Source organism: Streptococcus sp. DD12, assembly GCF_001578885.1.
GTDB lineage: Bacteria > Bacillota > Bacilli > Lactobacillales > Streptococcaceae > Streptococcus.
Genome location: NZ_KQ969495.1, coordinates 633,350 through 651,128, shown reverse-complemented (window position 1 = coordinate 651,128; position 17,779 = coordinate 633,350). Strand labels below are relative to the sequence as shown.

The 17,779-nt window shown below is 44.2% G+C and carries 17 protein-coding genes; 16 read left to right on the top strand and 1 reads right to left on the bottom strand.

Translation table 11 applies throughout. The features are described 5' to 3' along the window. Positions 1 to 74: 74 nt before the first annotated feature. The 11 genes from STRDD12_RS03025 (at position 75) to STRDD12_RS08205 (ending at position 11,931) form a co-directional block, all read left to right on the top strand. Entirely contained in the window at positions 75 to 2,198 is a 2,124-nt protein-coding gene (locus STRDD12_RS03025; protein WP_066916196.1) for a Tex family protein, read from the top strand. Continuing rightward, entirely contained in the window at positions 2,198 to 2,635 is a 438-nt protein-coding gene (locus STRDD12_RS03020; RefSeq protein WP_066916198.1) for a SprT family protein, read from the top strand. Before STRDD12_RS03025 ends, STRDD12_RS03020 begins: the two co-directional genes overlap by 1 nt. Positions 2,636 to 2,987: 352 nt before the next feature. Further along, positions 2,988 to 5,639 (top strand): bifunctional acetaldehyde-CoA/alcohol dehydrogenase, encoded by a 2,652-nt coding sequence (gene adhE / locus STRDD12_RS03015; RefSeq protein WP_066915031.1) that lies wholly within the window; start codon positions 2,988 to 2,990, stop codon positions 5,637 to 5,639. A 444-nt stretch (positions 5,640 to 6,083) separates the two neighbouring features. Further along, on the top strand, positions 6,084 to 7,142 hold the full coding sequence (locus tag STRDD12_RS03010; protein ID WP_066915029.1) for an AAA family ATPase: 1,059 nt from the start codon (positions 6,084 to 6,086) through the stop codon (positions 7,140 to 7,142). A 10-nt stretch (positions 7,143 to 7,152) separates the two neighbouring features. Further along, entirely contained in the window at positions 7,153 to 7,941 is a 789-nt protein-coding gene (gene pnuC, locus STRDD12_RS03005) for a nicotinamide riboside transporter PnuC (RefSeq protein ID WP_066915027.1), read from the top strand. A gap of 234 nt (positions 7,942 to 8,175) precedes the next feature. Then, on the top strand, positions 8,176 to 8,868 hold the full coding sequence (locus STRDD12_RS03000; RefSeq protein ID WP_066915025.1) for a glycoside hydrolase family 73 protein: 693 nt from the start codon (positions 8,176 to 8,178) through the stop codon (positions 8,866 to 8,868). Between the two features lie 207 nt (positions 8,869 to 9,075). After that, positions 9,076 to 9,921, top strand: a complete 846-nt coding sequence (locus STRDD12_RS02995) for a DegV family protein (protein ID WP_066915023.1) — start codon at positions 9,076 to 9,078, stop codon at positions 9,919 to 9,921. Beyond that, on the top strand, positions 9,914 to 10,747 hold the full coding sequence (locus tag STRDD12_RS02990) for an SGNH/GDSL hydrolase family protein (RefSeq protein WP_066915021.1): 834 nt from the start codon (positions 9,914 to 9,916) through the stop codon (positions 10,745 to 10,747). Before STRDD12_RS02995 ends, STRDD12_RS02990 begins: the two co-directional genes overlap by 8 nt. Then, positions 10,725 to 11,327, top strand: a complete 603-nt coding sequence (locus STRDD12_RS02985; RefSeq protein WP_066915019.1) for a YpmS family protein — start codon at positions 10,725 to 10,727, stop codon at positions 11,325 to 11,327. Before STRDD12_RS02990 ends, STRDD12_RS02985 begins: the two co-directional genes overlap by 23 nt. A gap of 97 nt (positions 11,328 to 11,424) precedes the next feature. After that, positions 11,425 to 11,700: an HU family DNA-binding protein gene (locus STRDD12_RS02980; protein WP_066915017.1), complete on the top strand. Its 276-nt coding sequence runs from the start codon at positions 11,425 to 11,427 to the stop codon at positions 11,698 to 11,700. A 63-nt stretch (positions 11,701 to 11,763) separates the two neighbouring features. Further along, positions 11,764 to 11,931, top strand: a complete 168-nt coding sequence (locus STRDD12_RS08205; protein ID WP_156471436.1) for a hypothetical protein — start codon at positions 11,764 to 11,766, stop codon at positions 11,929 to 11,931. Between the two features lie 113 nt (positions 11,932 to 12,044). Here STRDD12_RS08205 and STRDD12_RS02975 read toward each other — a convergent pair whose 3' ends face one another. Further along, positions 12,045 to 12,977: a dihydroorotate oxidase gene (locus tag STRDD12_RS02975; protein ID WP_066915015.1), complete on the bottom strand. Its 933-nt coding sequence runs from the start codon at positions 12,975 to 12,977 to the stop codon at positions 12,045 to 12,047. 256 nt (positions 12,978 to 13,233) lie between these two features. Between STRDD12_RS02975 and STRDD12_RS02970 the strand changes: the two genes are divergently transcribed. The 5 genes from STRDD12_RS02970 to STRDD12_RS02950 all read left to right on the top strand — a co-directional run. Continuing rightward, positions 13,234 to 13,497 carry a phosphocarrier protein HPr gene (locus STRDD12_RS02970; protein WP_066915013.1) on the top strand — a complete coding sequence of 88 codons (264 nt, stop codon included), beginning with the start codon at positions 13,234 to 13,236 and terminating at the stop codon, positions 13,495 to 13,497. A gap of 4 nt (positions 13,498 to 13,501) precedes the next feature. After that, the gene (gene ptsP / locus STRDD12_RS02965; RefSeq protein ID WP_066915011.1) at positions 13,502 to 15,235 is read left to right on the top strand and encodes a phosphoenolpyruvate--protein phosphotransferase; all 1,734 of its coding nucleotides are present in this window, start codon (positions 13,502 to 13,504) and stop codon (positions 15,233 to 15,235) included. A 102-nt stretch (positions 15,236 to 15,337) separates the two neighbouring features. Further along, positions 15,338 to 16,690: a 23S rRNA (uracil(1939)-C(5))-methyltransferase RlmD gene (gene rlmD, locus STRDD12_RS02960; protein ID WP_066915009.1), complete on the top strand. Its 1,353-nt coding sequence runs from the start codon at positions 15,338 to 15,340 to the stop codon at positions 16,688 to 16,690. A 6-nt stretch (positions 16,691 to 16,696) separates the two neighbouring features. Next, entirely contained in the window at positions 16,697 to 17,278 is a 582-nt protein-coding gene (locus STRDD12_RS02955) for a GNAT family N-acetyltransferase (RefSeq protein WP_066915007.1), read from the top strand. An 81-nt stretch (positions 17,279 to 17,359) separates the two neighbouring features. Further along, positions 17,360 to 17,779 (top strand): YSIRK-type signal peptide-containing protein (locus STRDD12_RS02950; RefSeq protein ID WP_156471455.1); only part of this gene is annotated, 420 nt, incomplete at its 3' end.

Here is a 17,779-nt window from a genome sequence, read left to right as displayed (position 1 = left end):
TTTGCAAGCCCTTGCTTATTTTTTTGCGTTTGTTAAAAGGCGCTTTGCCCTCTGGGATGTGGTATAATGGCCCTATGGAAAAACAAACTATGACAACAATCGCTAGTGATTTGGCAGTAAAGCCATCACAAGTGGCAACTGTTCTAGACTTGACCAGTCAAGGCAACACGATTCCCTTTATTGCGCGCTATCGAAAGGAAGCCACTGGTAATCTAGATGAAGTGACCATCAAAGCTATTATTGATAAGGACAAGGCCTTAAAGGCGCTTGCTGACCGAAAAGAGACGGTTTTGGCGAAAATAGCTGAACAGGGAAAACTGACAGACCAGCTGAAAACAGCCATTTTGGCGGCAGAAAAGTTAGCCGATGTCGAGGAACTTTACCTGCCATACAAAGAAAAGCGTCGGACAAAAGCCGGCATTGCGCGTGAGGCCGGACTATTTCCTTTGGCGCGACTGATCTTGCAGAATGCTTCTGACCTTGAGACCCAGGCCCAAGCCTATCTCTCTGAGGGCTTTCCAGATACTAAGGCAGCTTTAGCAGGTGCTGTGGACATCTTAGTCGAGGCCTTATCAGAGGATGTTGCTCTCCGTTCACGCGTTTACAATGATATCTGGGAAAACAGTATCCTGCGGTCGGAAGTCAAGGATGCAGAGAGCGATGAAAAAAAGGTCTACCAGATTTATTATGATTTTACGGAGCGGGTTAAGGATTTACCGGGCTACCGTGTTCTGGCCCTGAACCGAGGGGAAAAGGCTAAAATTTTAAAAGTCTCCTTTGACCACCAACTGGATAAGTTGACCGTCATCTTTCAATCACGCTTTAAGGCCCTCAATCCTTATATTGAAGAAGTGGTGCAACAAAGCCTCAAAAAGAAAATCATTCCAGCCATGGAACGGCGGGTGCGTTCAGAACTAACAGAGGCTGCCGAAGACGGAGCTATTCAGTTATTTTCTGAAAATCTTCGCCATCTCCTCTTAGTGCCTCCGCTAAAAGGCAAGGTGACGCTTGGTTTTGACCCAGCCTTTCGGACAGGTGCCAAGTTAGCGGTTGTTGACCAGACGGGTAAACTCTTGACGACCCAAGTCATCTATCCGGTCGTACCAGCTAGTGCACAAAAAATTGCCCAAGCGAAACAAGATCTCAGAGACCTCCTGGTGACCTATCAAGTGGAAATCATCGCTATCGGTAATGGAACTGCTAGCCGTGAAAGCGAGGCCTTTGTCGCAGAAGTTATCCGTGATTTGCCAGAGGTTAGCTATGTCATTGTCAATGAAAGTGGGGCTTCGGTTTATTCAGCGTCCGAATTGGCCCGTCATGAATTTCCGGAATTGACCGTTGAAAAGCGCTCAGCCATATCCATCGCCCGTCGGTTGCAGGACCCTCTAGCTGAGTTGGTAAAAATTGACCCTAAATCCATCGGTGTGGGGCAATACCAGCATGATGTCAGTCAAAAGAAACTATCCGACAATCTGGACTTTGTCGTTGATACAGTGGTTAACCAGGTAGGTGTCAATGTTAATACAGCCAGTGCCGCCCTACTGTCTCACGTAGCCGGCCTCAATAAGACAATTTCCGAAAATGTTGTCAAATATCGGGAAGAAAATGGACGTTTGACCAGTCGGGAACAAATCAAACAGGTTCCTCGTCTAGGGGCTAAAGCTTTTGAGCAGGCTGCAGGCTTCTTGCGAATTCCAGATGGCGACAATGTCTTAGATAATACCGGGGTTCACCCCGAGTCTTACCCAGCTGTGCAAGACTTGTTTGACCAGTTGGAAATTACGGAATTGGATGCGTCAGCCAAGGCTAAGCTACAAGCCCTATCCTTGGAAGAAACGGCGGAAAAACTGGCAATCGGGCAAGAAACTCTAGCCGATATCCTAGCTGATTTATTAAAACCTGGCCGAGATTTACGGGACAATTTTGAAGCGCCTGTTCTTCGCCAAGATGTTCTGGATATTAAAGACTTGCAGATTGGTCAAGCCCTTGAAGGAACCGTTCGCAACGTGGTCGATTTTGGTGCCTTTGTCGATATTGGCGTTCACGAAGATGGTTTGATTCATATTTCTGATATGAGCGACCAATTTGTTAAACACCCTAGCCAAGTTTTGGCCGTTGGTGATGTGGTCAAGGTATGGGTGACGAAGGTTGATTTGGAACGTCAAAAGGTTAACTTATCGCTGGTTGCGCCACGATGATAGATTTAAGGGCTTATGTGCAGTTGGTTTCTCTGGAGGATTTCCAGCTGCCCTTTCGCCATCAGGTTCAGTGGAATAACCGCTTAAGAACAACAGGTGGGCGTTTTTTCCCCAAGGATGGCCACTTGGACTTCAATCCAAAGGTTTTAGAGGAGCTAGGACAAGAGATTTTCCGTAAAATCGTCCGTCATGAACTCTGTCATTACCATCTTTATTATGCCAAAAAGGGCTATCGCCATCAGGATGCGGACTTTAAAAGACTCCTGGCCCAAGTCGATGGCCTACGTTACATGCCACCCTTGCCAAGCCAGCAGAAGACCTACAAATACCGCTATATTTGCAGTCATTGTGGTCAGGAATACCTACGCCAAAGACGGATGAACCTGCAACGCTATCGCTGTGGCCACTGCCGAGGGCGACTCATCATAGACAGCTGAAAAAAACCAAGGAAGACCCTTGGTTTTTTTGTGTTTTATAGAGTTGTTGCTGGTAAAAGGAATAAAAGAAATCACTATCGTATTAAGACTATAGTTTTTCTTTATTATCTTGATACAAAATTCCAAATAGTCAGAGGTCTATTCTTGTGTTATCTATCAAAAAAAGACACTTGGTTTTAAGTGAACGATTTTATTTAAAAGAAATAAATTGATTAAAGAGAAGACTATTTTAAACTCCCTGAAAATTTCGCAAAAATATTCTTGAAAGGGTTTACAGATTTCTGAAAATGGGGTATACTATGAGAGTAAATGATTTGTGAATTATATCACAACTAAGTTTAAAGGAGATCCTATGTCTGATAAGAAACAACCTACCCCTGAAGAAAAGAAATTGGCTGCCGAGCAGCATGTGGATGAATTGGTTCAAAAAGGATTGATTGCCCTTGAAGAAATGCGCCAACTCAACCAAGAACAAGTGGATTATATCGTGGCAAAGGCTTCGGTAGCTGCCCTTGATGCGCATGGGGAACTTGCTTTACATGCCTATGAAGAGACTGGACGTGGTGTTTTTGAAGACAAGGCAACGAAAAATCTGTTTGCCTGTGAACACGTGGTTAACAACATGCGCCATACCAAAACGGTTGGGGTCATTGACGAGGACGATGTGACTGGTTTGACCTTGATTGCAGAACCGGTTGGCGTGGTCTGCGGGATTACACCGACAACTAACCCAACGTCAACGACAATCTTTAAAGCCTTGATTTCTTTGAAGACACGCAATCCGATTATCTTTGCCTTTCACCCATCTGCTCAGGCATCCTCTGCACATGCTGCGCAAATCGTGCGTGACGCCGCTATTGCCGCAGGAGCACCTGAAAACTGTGTGCAATGGATTACAAAACCTTCCATGGATGCGACAGCAGCCCTCATGAACCACGACGGTATTGCTACTATTCTTGCGACGGGTGGTAATGCCATGGTTAAAGCAGCCTACTCTTGTGGCAAGCCTGCCTTGGGTGTTGGTGCTGGAAATGTACCTGCTTATGTTGAAAAAACAGCTAATATCCGCCAAGCTGCGCATGATATTGTCATGTCTAAATCTTTTGACAATGGGATGGTCTGTGCCTCAGAACAAGCCGTTATCATTGATAAAGAGATTTACGACGCCTTCGTTGAAGAGTTCAAATCTTACCATACCTACTTTGTTAACGACAAAGAAAAAGCGCTTTTGGAAGAATTCTGTTTTGGTGTCAAGGCTAACAGCGAGAATTGTGCTGGAGCCAAATTGAACGCAGATATCGTCGGGAAACCGGCTACTTGGATTGCAGAACAAGCTGGATTTAGTGTGCCAGCAGATACCAATATCCTGGCTGCTGAAGTGACAGAAGTGGGGCCAAAAGAACCTTTGACGCGTGAGAAATTATCTCCTGTTATTGCTGTTCTCAAATCTGAAAATCGTGAAGACGGTATTGATAAGGCCCGTCAAATGGTTGAGTTTAACGGCCTCGGACACTCTGCTGCCATTCATACGGCTGACCAAGAGTTAACCAAGGAATTTGGTAAAGCTGTCAAAGCCATCCGTGTTATCTGTAACTCACCATCAACCTTTGGTGGAATCGGGGATGTTTACAATGCCTTTCTCCCATCTCTGACTTTGGGTTGTGGTTCATATGGACGTAACTCTGTCGGGGATAATGTCAGCGCTATCAATCTCTTGAATATCAAAAAAGTAGGAAGACGTAGAAATAATATGCAATGGTTTAAAGTGCCGTCTAAGACATACTTCGAGCGGGATTCTATCCAATACCTGCAAAAAGCGCGTGATGTGGAACGGGTCATGATTGTCACCGACCACTCCATGGTTGAGCTTGGTTTCCTCGATCGGATTATCGAGCAATTAGACTTGCGTCGTAATAAGGTCACTTATCAAATCTTTGCAGAAGTCGAGCCAGATCCAGATATCACAACTGTTTATAAAGGAACAGAACTGATGCGAGACTTTAAACCAGACACCATTATTGCTCTAGGTGGGGGGTCTCCAATGGACGCAGCCAAGGTCATGTGGCTCTTCTATGAGCAACCTGAGGTTGACTTCCATGATTTGGTTCAAAAATTCATGGATATCCGCAAACGGGCCTTCAAATTCCCAGAGTTGGGCAAGAAAACCAAATTCATCGGTATTCCGACAACCTCTGGTACAGGTTCTGAGGTCACTCCATTTGCCGTTATTTCTGATAAGGCGAATAACCGCAAATACCCAATCGCAGACTACTCATTGACGCCAACCATTGCCATCGTTGACCCAGCCTTGGTGATGACCGTCCCAGACTTTGTCGCAGCTGATACAGGTATGGACGTGCTGACGCACGCTACTGAAGCCTATGTTTCTCAGATGGCTAACGACTACACGGATGGTTTGGCCTTGCAAGCAATCAAGCTCGTTTTTGAACACTTGGAAAGCTCTGTCAAGAATGCTGACTTTGAATCACGTGAAAAGATGCACAACGCTTCAACCATTGCAGGGATGGCCTTTGCCAATGCTTTCCTAGGCATTTCTCACTCAATGGCTCATAAGATTGGTGCGCAATTCCACACGGTTCACGGCCGTACCAATGCTATCTTGTTGCCTTATGTTATCCGCTATAATGGTACGCGTCCTGCCAAGACAGCTACTTGGCCAAAATACAACTACTACCGTGCCGATGAAAAATATCAAGACATTGCTAAAATGCTTGGTTTGCCAGCTTCTACCCCAGAAGAAGGGGTGGCATCTTATGCTAAGGCAGTCTACGAGCTGGGTGAACGGGTTGGTATTCAGATGAACTTTAAGGCGCAAGGCATTGACGAAGCAGAGTGGAAAGCTCACACCCGTGAATTGGCCTTTCTTGCCTACGAGGACCAATGTTCACCAGCCAACCCTCGCTTGCCAATGGTTGACCATATGCAAGAAATCATGGAAGATGCCTACTATGGCTATAAAGACCAACCAGGGCGTTTGAAATAAGTTTTTGAAGTGCCTTCTCATCAGCATTTAGCCATCTGCGTCACTGGAGTGGGGGACCAGCCAAGATTAAAAGAGCAGCAGAACTCTTCTTAGCTTTTTAGGCCCCCTTAGGTGTGGTTTGGATGGTAGTGAAACCCTAATAGCTTGCCTAGCTGTAAGGTCTTGAAGTTTTAAAACGCTTGAAACAGACTTGTTTCAAGCGTTTTTCTTATGGCAAGAAGCCTTTGATGTTTGTTTTTAAGCATTCGCTTTAACCTTTTCATGGGGAGAACGCCGTGGCTTCTACCAAGGTCTGAGCCTGTCTAGGTTTTATAAGTCGCAAGGCTTGTCTTTTCTTTTATCATTTCGATAAAAAGTTTATATCTTTTTGATAAAAAAGCTTGACCCCAGTAGAAACATCCCCTATAATGAAACCAACACCTTTTAAGGAAAGAGAAAAGAAGGATGACACAGAGGATTGCAGTTGTTTTTGGGGCCTTTGCCCCATTGCATCGAGGCCATATCGATTTGATTCAAAGAGCTAAGCGCCAATGTGACCGCGTTCGGGTAGTGGTATCAGGTTATGCTGGTGACCGTGGCGAAGTTGTTGGTCTCAATCTCCAAAAACGTTTTCGCTATATTCGAGAGGCCTTTCGAGATGACGAATTAACGTCTGTTTATAAGCTAGACGAAAGTCAGGTGCCTCGCTATCCCTTGGGCTGGGATATTTGGTTGAATCACTTGCTACAGACCATTGCTTATCGCGAGGAAGAAGAGGAATTAACCTTCTTTGTAGGTGAGGAAGCCTATGCTAAGGAACTTGATCAACGCGGTTTTTCTTCCCAGCTAGAAAAGCGTCGTTTTGGGATTTCATCGACGATGATCAGGGAAAATCCGAGTCGTTATTGGTCTTACATCGCGCAACCCTTTCGCCGACAATTCACCAAAAAAGTCCTGATTATGGGGAGTGCCAGCAATGGAAAGACAACACTTGCTAAGGACTTGGCGCGTTTTTATGATGCTCCCGTCAGTTTAGAGTATGCTAGAGAATATCAGGTCAAAAATAATGTTCGGGATGATGAGTTGACTCCCAAGGATTACTATTACCTACTTTTGGGTCAGTACGATCAGACCTCACAACTTATCGAGAGTCAGGCCAACCGTGGGTTGGTGATTGCTGATACTAATTCTCTGGTGACAAAAGGCTATTATGATTATTATCTGGATCAGGTTGGAGAAGAACCAGCCCCATCAGCTACCTTTGATAACCTCTTTGTCAGCCTGCTAGCCAAAGAAAAGTGGGATCTTATCTTATTTACGCAACCTGTTGGAACTTATGTGGATGATGGTTTTCGTGATATGACGATGGCAGATAGTCAGACACGGCTGCATTTTTCACATTATCTCGATGAGCTCCGACAACAGCATCTGCCGGATATCCCCGTGACCTATCTGACAGGGAATTACCTAGAAAACTATGAGTCGGCTAAAGAAGCCATTGATCACATTTATTCTATCGCATAAAGGAGAACACATGAAAAAACTTCGAAACAAATGGCAAACCTTTGGCCAACACTTGCACAATGTTCATCGGGAAGCGAAAAAAATCGGTTTTTGGGGAATTCTAAGCTTGCTCTTTCAAGACCTTTTTTGTGGGCGGAGTGTCTGGCAATGGCTTTATTTGATAGCCTTGTCCAGTGTGCCGCTTATTCTAGAGTTTAGTCAAACACAGGCCCAGCATGACTGGGTAGGGTTATTGGCCTCTTGGACAGGTATTGTCTGTGTGATTTTAGTAGCAGAAGGACGCGCCAGTAATTATCTGTTTGGGGCCATCAATTCGGCTATTTATTTGATAATGGCCTTTAACGCCACCTTTTATGGCGAAGTGCTGACGACAGCCTATTTCTTCATCATGCAACCTATCGGCCTTTACACCTGGTTATCCAACCGGATAAACGACCAAGGAAATGTTGAAGAATCTCATTTTGAAGCCAAGGCCCTGCGGCTGGTTGATTGGCTGAAGTACTTGGCCCTAACCGCGATTATTTGGATTGGTATGGGCTTTGCCTACCAAAGCATCCATAGTGCGCGTCCATTTCGTGACAGTGTGACGGATGCCACCAATGGGGTTGGACAACTGTTGATGACCCGTCTGTATCGTGAACAATGGATCTTCTGGATTGCGACCAACCTTTTTAGTATTTATCTCTGGTGGGGCAGCAATATCCAAATTCAGGGCATGTATTGGGTTTATACCCTTAATAGCCTGGTCGGCTGGTATCAATGGACCAAAGCGGTCAAAACACCAAAAACCAACGGTTAAGCTATTTCCTTTTTACGTGTTAGAAAGGGATATCATACCAGTAAAGAGAGGTTTCCTTTCTTTTTTTCTTGACCTCTTTAGGTCTAAAATAGACCACATATTGACCTCACCCCTGTGGATAAGTCTTAAAAAAGATAAAATTTTCCCTGTGGATAACTTTACAAGTTCATTGTTTTAGGTTAATATAATATTAAATAGTTTGACAGAAGGTGACAATTAACGAGGAAAACACACATGAAGAAAAAAAGAAAACAACTCTTGATGGTTGCGGCAACCTCGCTCTTATTAGCGGGAGGCTTGACTGCCCAGTATGCTTATCAAGGAAAAAATGTAACTAAAATTAAGGCAGAGGGCGTGTCCTACGGTTCTACCGCAAACTTTATCGCAGAAATCGCTCCTTCTGCCCAAGAAATTGCAGCCCAATATGACCTATACGCGTCAGTGATGATTGCTCAAGCTATTTTGGAATCCAGTTCGGGAACCTCTGCGCTCGCACAAGCTCCCTATTATAACTTCTTTGGGGTTAAAGGTTCCTATTACGGTAACTCGGTTTCCATGACAACTTGGGAGGATGATGGGGCTGGCAATGCCTATACGATTGATGCGGACTTCCGGTCCTACGCATCACCAGCAGGCTCGCTTTATGACTATGCTGCCCTCTTGAGTTCATCCTATTATGCAGGCACGCATAAGTCCAATACCAACTCTTACTTGGATGCGACGGCAGCCCTCACAGGTACCTATGCAACAGATACCAGCTATGGTGACAAGCTAAATAGCATCATTGCGAGCTATGGTTTGACCCAATACGATACGCCGACTTATACTGCGACAGATAGTGACACTGGTAGTGTCTGGAATAGCTACCGGGGCTCATACACCGATGCAGAAACCTTGGCTTTGGATGAAGCCTGGGCCAATCGCTAATAATGACAAACCTAGGACTTTTGCCCTAGGTTTTTTTATGTTTTCACCTTGAGTTTTTTCTAGAAAAACCATCTGTCAGCCCATGCTGAAAAGGATTAAGGAGCATTTTTTGCTGGCCCGTCATTTTTTGAGGAAATTTCGGGTAAGTTTTGCTTTTAAAATCTATTCTTGTTACAATAAGGAAAAAAGACTAGAAATGGTAAGCTTATGACAATTAAAATTGTGACTGACTCTTCTTTGACCATTGCGCCAGAATTAATTTCCGCACTGGATATCACAGTAGTGCCCTTATCTGTAATGGTTGCAGGTGTTGTCTATGCCGATACGGATTTAAAAGCACCGGGTTATTTCTTATCACTAATGAAAGAACACAAGGAGTTGCCAAAAACCAGTCAACCGCCGGTAGGGCTTTTTGCTGAGACCTATGAACGCTTGATAGCAGAAGGGGCTGACCAGATTGTATCGATTCATTTGACAGATAGTTTATCAGGTACCATTGAAGCGGCTCGCCAAGGCGCGCAATTAGCGGGCCTTTCTGACCAGGTGACGGTCATTGATTCTTATTTCACAGACCAATGCCAAACTTTTCAAGTAACTGCAGCAGCGCGTTTGGCACAAGAGGGGGCATCGCTGGATGCTATTGTCGCAGAGATTGCCAAGGTCCGGGAACATTCCGAACTCTTTATCGGTGTTTCAACATTGGAAAACCTTGTTAAAGGTGGGCGCATTGGTCGTGTCACAGGTCTTTTAAGCTCGCTCTTAAACATCCGCGTGGTTATGGAAATGAAGGATAAAACCCTGACGCCTGTTGTTAAAGGGCGTGGGGCGAAAACATTTAACAAGTGGCTAGATGGCTTTATCTCAGAAAAAATTGAGGGCCAATCGATTGTTGAAATTGGGATTTCCTACTGTGGGACTGCGGATATTGCTCAAGGATTTAAAGAACGCCTGGCTCTTCATACCCAAGCACCGATTACCGTTCTAGAAACCACATCGGTTGTCCAAACCCATACGGGCGAAAACGCCTTTGCGATTATGGTGCATTATGCTTAAAGGTTCGAAAATTAGGACTTTTGGTCTCTTTCTTATCCTACTAGGTCTTTTTTGCGGTCTCTTTTGGTTTTTAGTGCCAAGCGTGCGTCCAACGGTCGAACGGGTGGCACAGACGGTGACCAAGGAACGCTGGACCATGGTGGCGATTGGGGATTCCTTGACGGAAGGTGTCGGCGATACGACACAGAAAGGTGGCTATGTGCCTCTTTTAGGTAAGGCATTAGAAAAAAACTATGACGTGCGCGTCAAGACCAAGAATTTTGGTGTTTCTGGAAATACCAGTCAGCAGATTTTGAAACGTATGACAGAAAATAAGGCCATTCAGAAGTCCTTAAAGTCAGCCAAGCTCATGACTGTAACCGTTGGTGGCAATGATGTGCTCAAGGTAGTGAAGGGCAATCTCTCTAACCTGACGGTCTCAAGCTTTAAGCAACCCCAAAAGGCTTATCAGAAACGGTTGCGTCAAATTATTGACCTCGCTCGGCGAGATAACCCGCAATTGCCTATTTATATTATGGGGATTTACAATCCTTTTTACCTCAATTTTCCTGACCTAACCGCTATGCAGGATATTATAGATAACTGGAATGAGGCCACCTTAGCAGTGACGCAGTCATATCAAGGTGTTTACTTTGTTCCTATTAATGATTTGCTCTACAAGGGCATCGATGGAAAAGGTGGCATCACTCAGGAGACTTCTGGAAATATCAGTATTTCTAATGATGCCTTGTATGATGGGGACCATTTTCACCCTAATAACCGGGGCTATGCGATTATGGCAGAAGCAACAATGGAGAAAATCCGTGACACACAATCAAACTGGTAAAAAACACGTTATTTGGAAATGGCTATTCTTTGTCCTTTTAGCCCTCAACCTCGCTTTTGTTGGAGTGGTTGGTGTTCGTATCTTTTGGCCGACAACAGTTAGTCAGTCAGAACAAGTTGACACGACAGGAGCGGTTAAAATCGGGACTTTGACCACTAGCCGCAAGGAATTTAACCAAGCAGCAGCCTCCTACCTTAAAGACTATACCAAATCTTCTCAATACCGTTTTTATGCAACGTCTAGTCAGATGGTTTTTGAGGGGAGCTATACTTTTTTGGGCTATAAGATTCCTCTGACCTGCTATTTTGACCCTCAGGTCACCTCTTCTGGGTCTATCCGTCTCAAAATGACCTCTTTTTCAGTCGGAACTCTGTCCCTCCCAAGTAGTGAAATCTTGAAATACCTCAAAGGGCATGTGGACTTACCTCAGTTTGTTTCCATTGATATTGATTCAGAGACGATTACATTACAACTTGAAAACATGGCGAGTTCGGCGACAGCTAATACTTTTCTTAAAGCAGAGAACCTAGATTTGGCACAGGATAAGATTTCTTTTAGTATCTATAAGAAAAACGATTAAAACACGTTTAAAGCTTGACGTTAGGCCATCTTTAGGGTAAGATGGTTGGTGTTAAGACGTTGAAACGTCTATAAAATATTTTTGGAGGATTTGTTACATGGCTAACAAACAAGATTTGATTGCAAAAGTGGCAGAAGCTACAGAATTGACTAAAAAAGATTCAGCAGCAGCTGTTGATGCCGTATTCGCAGCTATCGAAGGTTTCCTTGTAGAAGGCGAAAAAGTTCAATTGATCGGTTTTGGTAACTTTGAAGTTCGTGAACGTGCTGCACGTAAAGGTCGCAACCCACAAACTGGTAAAGAAATCGAAATTGCTGCTTCTAAAGTGCCAGCCTTCAAAGCAGGTAAAGCTCTTAAAGACGCTGTAAAATAATAGTTAGAAAGTCTGTTGAAAGGTCAACAGACTTTTCCTATCTGTTCTTCTAAAGAGGTGAATATGTCAGCTTTGACGCTTCTCGCTATAGCCTTGCTAGTATTTACACTCATCAAGATGGTGATGATTATACTATCCATTAACTCTGTAAAGCCCCCGAAAGTTGATCCCAAAGTTATCGATGCCAATAATAAAGCTTATGATGGTGATGATGACGATTGGGAAGACTAAGAAGCGGTTGGTAAGATGAAGACACAGTTTTTGGTTATTGAAACTTGTCTTGCCTGTCTTCATTTTCAGAAAATCAAAAAGCCTGGACAGAAGTCCCAGGCTTTTCTTGTATCTTATAAGTAGTGCAGTTTGCCTCTAAAGTCATCTAGGCTGTCGTAGCCCTTTTCATCCATAATGCTTTTAAGTTCTTGAGACAGACGGTCGAAAATCTGTGGACCTTCTTTTTGAAGTGCAGTCCCGACTTGAACCATGCTGGCACCACAGAGAATGTGTTCGAAGGCATCCCGACCAGTTTTTACACCGCCTGTACCGATAATTTTAATCTCTGGGTTGAGGCGTTTGTAGAAGGCGTGGACATTAGCCAAGGCAGTCGGTTTGATAAAGTCACCGCCGATACCACCAAAACCATTTTTAGGTTTAATCACAACACTTTCGTCCTCAATGACTAGACCATTTCCGATGGAGTTAACGCAGTTGACAAATGCCAAAGGGTATTGATTGAAAATGGCAGCGGCTTGATCAAAGTGGACGATATCAAAGTAAGGGGGCAATTTGACCCCTAAAGGTTTGGTGAAGTAGCTGAAAACTTCCTTCAAGATAGCATCTGTTGTTTCAAAATCATAGGCGATTTGAGGTTTGCCTGGAACGTTTGGACAAGAAAGATTGAGTTCCACGAGACCTTGGTAGTCACTTTCTTCAACCTTTTTGAGGATAATGTGGGTTTCTTCTGGTGACATCCCCACCAAAGAAAGGAAGTGGGGTTTGCTGCTAGGGTCTTTTTGTAATTCAGTGACATAATCCAGATAATAGGTGAATCCTAAATTAGGTAAGCCCATTGAATTAATAGAGCCCCAGTCCGTATTGACATAACGTGGTTCAGGGTTTCCTGGACGCGCTTCTAGTGTACCAGTCTTAGTGACGAATGAGCCGGCCTGTGATTGTTCAATCTGCTCGAGTTCTTCGCGTGTCATGCAGTAAACACCTGCTGCATTCATAAAACAATTGTCGAAGTGAAATGCCCCGATTTGAGTCTGTAATTGTGCCATGGGAACCTCCTTTTTCTTGGCTTAAGTATAGCATTTATCCGCAAAGTCAGCAAGGTAGATCAGCTTGTTTCTAAGAGAGTGAGTGAAAGCGGGATTCAGTTTTTCAGAAAATTTTTGAAAATGATAGCATTTTCAAAAAGTAGGGTCTTAAAGACAAGTAAGACTTGACATTCATTTTGACTGTGCTATAATATCTCATTGTAAGGGTTATCATAGATAATTCAAAATTTTCAAAAAGAAAAAGGAGAACCATCACATGGCTTCAAAAGATTTTCACATTGTTGCAGAAACAGGGATTCACGCACGTCCAGCAACTTTGCTTGTGCAAACAGCTAGCAAATTTGCTTCAGACATTACCCTTGACTACAAAGGTAAAGCCGTTAACTTGAAATCAATTATGGGTGTTATGAGTCTTGGTGTCGGCCAAGGAGCTGATGTGACTATTTCAGCTGAAGGTGCAGATGCAGACGACGCAATTGCAGCAATTACTGAAACAATGACTACGGAAGGATTGGCATAAGACAATGACAGAAATGCTTAAAGGAATTGCAGCATCTGATGGTGTTGCCGTTGCTAAGGCATATCGACTTGTCCAACCTGATTTGTCATTTGAAACTGTAACAGTTGAAGATACAAATGCAGAAGAAGCTCGCCTTGATGTCGCACTTAAAGCGTCTGAAGACGAGCTTTCTCTGATTAAAGAACAAGCCGTTAAAAGCCTTGGTGCAGAAGCAGCAGCCGTTTTTGATGCACACTTGATGGTTCTGGCTGACCCAGAACTCATCGGTCAAATCAAAGACGCTATCACAAGTAAACAAGTTAATGCAGAAGCAGCCCTTAAAGAAGTGACCGATATGTTTATCGCAATCTTTGAAGGGATGGAAGATAACCCTTATATGCAAGAACGTGCAGCGGATATCCGCGACGTTACTAAGCGTGTTTTGGCAAATCTTCTTGGCAAAACCTTGCCAAACCCTGCAGCAATCACTGAAGAAGCTATCGTGATTGCCCACGACTTGACACCTTCTGACACTGCTCAGCTTAACAAGAACTATGTTAAAGCTTTTGTAACGAACATTGGGGGACGTACAAGCCACTCCGCTATCATGGCACGTACCCTTGAAATCGCTGCAGTTTTGGGAACTAATGATATTACGGAACGTGTACAAGACGGCGATATCGTCGCTGTCAATGGGATCACTGGTGACGTTATCATCAACCCAACAGATGAGCAAGTAGCGGAATACAAGGCGGCTGGTGAAGCTTATGCCAAACAAAAAGCTGAGTGGGCCTTGTTGAAGGATGCGCAAACCGTTACAGCTGACGGAAAACATTTCGAGTTGGCTGCCAATATCGGAACACCTAAGGATGTCGAAGGTGTCAACGATAACGGTGCCGAAGCCGTTGGTTTGTATCGGACAGAATTCTTGTATATGGATTCACAAGATTTTCCAACAGAAGACGACCAATACGAAGCTTATAAAGCTGTATTGGAAGGCATGAACGGAAAACCTGTCGTTGTCCGCACCATGGATATCGGTGGAGATAAGGAACTTCCTTACTTTGACCTGCCAAAAGAAATGAACCCATTCTTGGGTTACCGTGCTTTGCGTATTTCCATTTCTGAAACAGGTAACCAAATGTTCCGTACACAGTTGCGTGCTTTGTTGCGTGCTTCTGTTCACGGTCAATTGCGTATCATGTTCCCAATGGTTGCCTTGTTGACAGAATTCCGTACAGCTAAAGGCATCTTAGAAGAAGAAAAAGCTAAATTGCTGGCAGAGGGTGTTGCTGTTTCAGATGACATTCAAGTAGGTATCATGATTGAAATTCCTGCAGCAGCGATGTTGGCTGACCAATTTGCTAAAGAAGTGGACTTCTTCTCTATTGGTACAAATGACCTGATTCAATACACCATGGCTGCTGACCGGATGAATGAGCAAGTTTCTTACCTCTATCAACCTTACAACCCTTCTATCCTGCGCTTGATTAACAATGTTATCAAAGCTGCTCATGCAGAAGGCAAATGGGCTGGTATGTGTGGTGAAATGGCTGGTGACCAAAAAGCAGTACCACTCTTGGTTGGTATGGGTCTAGATGAATTCTCTATGTCAGCAACTTCTGTTCTTCGGACACGTAGTCTCATGAAGAAATTGGACACTGCTAAAATGGAAGAATTAGCAAACCGTGCTTTGACTGAATGTGCGACAATGGAAGAAGTTCTCGAACTTGAAAAAGAGTACGTGGATTTTGACTAAAATTCGCCAATAGCTAGAACCTTTGACCCTTGGGGTTGAGGGTTCTTTTTTAGCCCTTTTTTTGCTAAAATAAAAGGCAGTTAGCGTAAGGAAGAGGATTATATGGCACTAAGAGAACGACAAACCTGTGTTTTAAAAATTAAACGTATGGGTATCAATGGTGAGGGGATTGGTTATTTTCAAAAAACCCTAGTTTTCGTTAAGGGCGCCCTTAAAGGAGAGGAGGTCTTTTGCAAAATTACAAAGGTAGGTCGAAATTTTGCTGAGGCTAAGTTGCTCGAGATAAACAAACCTTCCAAGTTTCGCGTGCAGCCAGACTGTCCCATCTATGAAACCTGTGGCGGGTGTCAAATCATGCATCTGCGCTATGACAAACAACTAGAATTTAAGCGTGATTTGTTAGGTCAAGCCCTTAAAAAGTTTCGGCCACAAGGGTATGAAAGTTATGACTTACGCCCCACTATTGGTATGGATGAGCCTTGGCATTATCGGGCTAAGTTGCAATTTCAGACACGCCCCATTAAGGGCCAAGTGAAAGCAGGACTCTATGCTGAAGGGAGCCATCACTTGGTTCCTTTAGATAATTGTTTGGTACAAGACCGCGTGACACAAGCCGTTGTCAATACTATTGTTAGCCTGTTAAAAAAGCACCGCTTGCCTATTTATGATGAGCGTAAACAACAAGGCATTCGAACCCTCATGGTGCGTCAAGGGCAGACTAGCGGTCAGGTTCAAGTGATTCTAGTAACTTCTAAACAGGTCCGTCTGTCTGCAGTTGTCAAAGAACTTGTGGCCCAACATCCTGAAGTTGTGACAGTTGCGGTCAATTGGCAGACCAAGAAAACGAGTGACATCTATGGGGATAAAACTGAAATCATCTGGGGCAAAGAAACAATTAATGAAGCTGTTTTGGATTACCAGTTTGCCTTATCTCCACGGGCTTTTTATCAACTAAATCCTAGTCAAACGCAAGCACTCTATAGCGAGGCTGTAAAAGCTTTGGAGGTGACTGCTTCTGATCGGTTGATCGATGCTTATTGTGGTGTCGGGACCATTGGTTTTGCATTTGCTAATAAGGTAGCCGAGGTGCGTGGGATGGATATCATTCCGGAAGCAATCGCGGATGCTAAGGCGAATGCCAAACAAATGGGTTATGCCAACACGCATTACGAAGCGGGAAAGGCTGAAACGATTATTCCCCGTTGGTATCGGGAAGGCTACCGTGCCGATGCAATTGTAGTGGACCCACCGCGTACTGGTTTAGACAAGCAGTTATTAGAGACGATTGTGGCCTATGCACCTGAAAGGATGGTCTATGTTTCTTGTAATGTCTCAACTCTGGCCAGAGATTTGGTGACCTTAACACGCGTTTACGATGTGGCTTACATCCAGTCCGTCGATATGTTCCCACAAACTGCTCGTACGGAAGCCGTAGTGAAACTGGTAAGAAAGTAGGTACTTATGCTTATTCGTTATGCGAAAGAGGCGGATATCCCAGCGCTTCTAGCTATATATGGACCCTATGTTGAAAAAACAGCTATTACATTTGAGTACGAGCCACCGAGTCTAGATAGCTTTCGCAAAAGATGGCAATCTATTTCGGCTTTTTACCCTTTTTTGGTGATTGAAAAAGAGGGGGAAATTTTAGGCTATGCCTATGCATCAGCATTTCAGTCGCGCCCTGCCTATGCCTGGTCTGTTGAAACCAGTATTTATTTAGCAGAAAAGGCGCGTGGCCAAGGTCTTGGGCATGCGCTTTATCACCGCTTAGAAGCTGACCTGCAAAAGATGGGAGTTACCAATATCAACGCCTGCATTGCGCAAGCTCGTCAGGAGGGTCCTTATCTCAGTCATGCCAGTCGCCATTTTCATGAAAAGGAAGGCTTTCGTTTGGTGGGAACCTTTCATAAATCAGGCTATAAATTTCAAGAATGGTTCGATATGGTTTGGATGGAAAAAATAATAAACCCTCACCAAAGCGATATGCCTAAAGTACAGAGTATTCAAGAAGTTTTAGCGGAAAAAAGACAAAATAGCAACTGATGATGACCCTGTTTTCTTTACAAATTCTCTAGGACTATGTTATGATAAACCTTGTAACATTTGTAACATAAAGGAGATGCTGTGTTTTATTCAGGAAAGCATTGTGCGCGCAAGGAGCGTTATGGGATTAAGAAATTAAGTGTCGGAGTAGCGTCTGTTCTGATTGGGACCGTCTTTGCGACGCAAGGAAGTGTTTTGGCGGATGAGACGGCTGGTCAACCTCTGGAAACAGCGACTGGTCAAGTGACGACAGGAGCTAGTGCCTCTGCTGAGGCGATTGAGGATGCTGAGTCGTCCTCCGACACTGCCTCTAGTCAAACTGATGACAACAGTCAAACCTCCCAAAGTAGTCAAACAAAAGTAGAGGCTGACAGTCTCGACGTTACCAGTGCTCCAGCTAGTCAGGACCAGGCGACTACAGAGATATCTGCGCAACCGTCTTCTGCAGATGCCAACACAGCATCATCTACCACAAGCACTGAAACAGCAACATCCGAAAGA

Coding starts and splice junctions, on each gene's coding strand:
- STRDD12_RS03025 (WP_066916196.1), top strand. CDS start 75: ATGGAAAAACAAACTATGACAACAATCGCTAGTGATTTGGCAGTAAAG.
- adhE (WP_066915031.1), top strand. CDS start 2,988: ATGTCTGATAAGAAACAACCTACCCCTGAAGAAAAGAAATTGGCTGCC.
- STRDD12_RS03010 (WP_066915029.1), top strand. CDS start 6,084: ATGACACAGAGGATTGCAGTTGTTTTTGGGGCCTTTGCCCCATTGCAT.
- pnuC (WP_066915027.1), top strand. CDS start 7,153: ATGAAAAAACTTCGAAACAAATGGCAAACCTTTGGCCAACACTTGCAC.
- STRDD12_RS03000 (WP_066915025.1), top strand. CDS start 8,176: ATGAAGAAAAAAAGAAAACAACTCTTGATGGTTGCGGCAACCTCGCTC.
- STRDD12_RS02995 (WP_066915023.1), top strand. CDS start 9,076: ATGACAATTAAAATTGTGACTGACTCTTCTTTGACCATTGCGCCAGAA.
- STRDD12_RS02990 (WP_066915021.1), top strand. CDS start 9,914: ATGCTTAAAGGTTCGAAAATTAGGACTTTTGGTCTCTTTCTTATCCTA.
- STRDD12_RS02980 (WP_066915017.1), top strand. CDS start 11,425: ATGGCTAACAAACAAGATTTGATTGCAAAAGTGGCAGAAGCTACAGAA.
- STRDD12_RS08205 (WP_156471436.1), top strand. CDS start 11,764: ATGTCAGCTTTGACGCTTCTCGCTATAGCCTTGCTAGTATTTACACTC.
- STRDD12_RS02975 (WP_066915015.1), bottom strand. CDS start 12,977: ATGGCACAATTACAGACTCAAATCGGGGCATTTCACTTCGACAATTGT.
- STRDD12_RS02970 (WP_066915013.1), top strand. CDS start 13,234: ATGGCTTCAAAAGATTTTCACATTGTTGCAGAAACAGGGATTCACGCA.
- ptsP (WP_066915011.1), top strand. CDS start 13,502: ATGACAGAAATGCTTAAAGGAATTGCAGCATCTGATGGTGTTGCCGTT.
- rlmD (WP_066915009.1), top strand. CDS start 15,338: ATGGCACTAAGAGAACGACAAACCTGTGTTTTAAAAATTAAACGTATG.
- STRDD12_RS02955 (WP_066915007.1), top strand. CDS start 16,697: ATGCTTATTCGTTATGCGAAAGAGGCGGATATCCCAGCGCTTCTAGCT.